The 722-nt window shown below is 69.4% G+C and carries 1 protein-coding gene; it reads right to left on the bottom strand.

The window, feature by feature from the left end; all coding sequences use genetic code 11:
• Positions 1-722: hypothetical protein (locus ACEXHE_RS13460; RefSeq protein WP_374786180.1), on the bottom strand; the 722-nt coding region annotated here is incomplete at both ends.

Below are 722 nucleotides of genomic sequence, written 5' to 3'. Positions count from 1 at the left end.
GGTATCGGTGGGGGTGGGGGCAGGTTCGGGTGGGCGGCCAGTTCTCCGGTGAGGGTCTGGTAGTCGATGTGGACCATCACCTGGGGTCGGGCTCCGCCGGTGTTGGAGAGCGCGCCGGCCTCGGTCATCTGCAGGGCTGCGCCTAGGGCGGCGATGATCGCATCGACCTGCTGGCGCTGACGCTCTTCGGCCCGCAGCATCCCCGGGTGGAAGAACCCGGCATCAACTGGGTCGTCTTCACCCTCGGCACTCTGACCTGCTTGATCAGCCGCTCCGGTGGGGGCGGTGAGGTCGAACAGGCCCTGACTGTCCTCTGATTCGGGGCAGGAACCATCGGATCGAGTTCCCGGGGCCCCGGTTCCGTGATCGCGATGCCGGTTCTTGGGGGCGCGGGGGTTGGTGCCAGCGCTGGTGACGGTCTGGATGATCTCGTGCTGGGCCTGGGTGAGCCAGAGCTGCCAGAGGAACAGTCCGTTCTCTTCGCGCACGTACTTCGCCGAACGGCCCTGATGCACCACCGCTTGGGTGGCTCGGGCACCGGATTCGGTGATGAGCTGGTCGAACTCGGTCCGCCACCGGGCACAGGCCCGGCTCACCGCCGACGGGGCAGCACCCCGGGCCTGGCCCATCAGCCGGGCCTGGCCCTGGGTGATCAGCCGATCCACCAGGGCCCGGTCTGCTCCGGCCCGCACCGCGGCAGCACGCGCGGAGGTCAGTGTCCG

The sequence above is a fragment of the Micrococcus sp. IITD107 genome, from assembly GCF_041927415.1.
GTDB classification, from domain to species: Bacteria; Actinomycetota; Actinomycetes; order Actinomycetales; family Micrococcaceae; genus Citricoccus; species Citricoccus terreus.
Note: the sequence above shows the minus strand (reverse complement) of the source record. Positions and strands in the feature narration are given on the sequence as shown.